Genomic DNA, 694 nt, shown 5'->3' on the forward strand with positions numbered 1-694 from the left:
TCTTACCGACTTCTCACAGCTTATCGCAGGTTAGTACGTCCTTCATCGCCTCTGACTGCCAAGGCATCCACCATGTACGCTTAGTCACTTAACCATACAACCCCAAGAAGTGTCGTCGAAACAACGCTTGCTTGTTGAAGTACAACAAGGACCAAAATAAATTTTGGTTTTCGCCAAGAAGTTTCCAAAGCACTTGTAACAAATGTTTGAGAACTACTTTTTAAATCAGCTTTCCAGATTGTTAAAGAGCATGTTTGCAACGGTCATCGACCGAAGAAAACAGACATAAACACGCATGCTTATGTCTGCATTCTTGTTAGCAAAAGAGAAGTGGCGTCCCCTAGGGGATTCGAACCCCTGTTACCGCCGTGAAAGGGCGGTGTCCTAGGCCTCTAGACGAAGGGGACCCGGATTTGTCTTTGCGCTCACGCGCAGATGTCCGGGTAGCTGCTTTCGCCGCTATTCACGTCCCGACACCCAACAAAAGGGCTTCTCTCGTTTGGCTTTCACCAAACAAGCACTGACGCTTGCGCATCAGGTCTTTGCTCTAACTACTTTGAATCAAGTCAATCTGTGTGAACACTCAACAACTTCGTCATCTTTAAGGTAAGGAGGTGATCCAACCCCAGGTTCCCCTAGGGTTACCTTGTTACGACTTCACCCCAGTCATGAATCACACCGTGGTAAACGCCCT

The 694-nt window shown here is 47.6% G+C and carries 1 tRNA gene and 2 rRNA genes; all 3 read right to left on the minus strand.

Features of this window, described 5'->3' with window-relative positions:
- A 23S ribosomal RNA gene (locus tag BN4575_RS20345) occupies positions 1-94 on the minus strand; the annotation flags it as partial.
- Between the two features lie 237 nt (positions 95-331).
- Positions 332-407: transfer RNA gene (locus BN4575_RS20350), tRNA-Glu, on the minus strand.
- A 200-nt stretch (positions 408-607) separates the two neighbouring features.
- Positions 608-694, minus strand: a 16S ribosomal RNA gene (locus tag BN4575_RS20355); the annotation flags it as partial.

Source organism: Aeromonas sp. EERV15, from assembly GCF_900079845.1.
Lineage (GTDB): Bacteria > Pseudomonadota > Gammaproteobacteria > Enterobacterales > Aeromonadaceae > Aeromonas > Aeromonas sobria.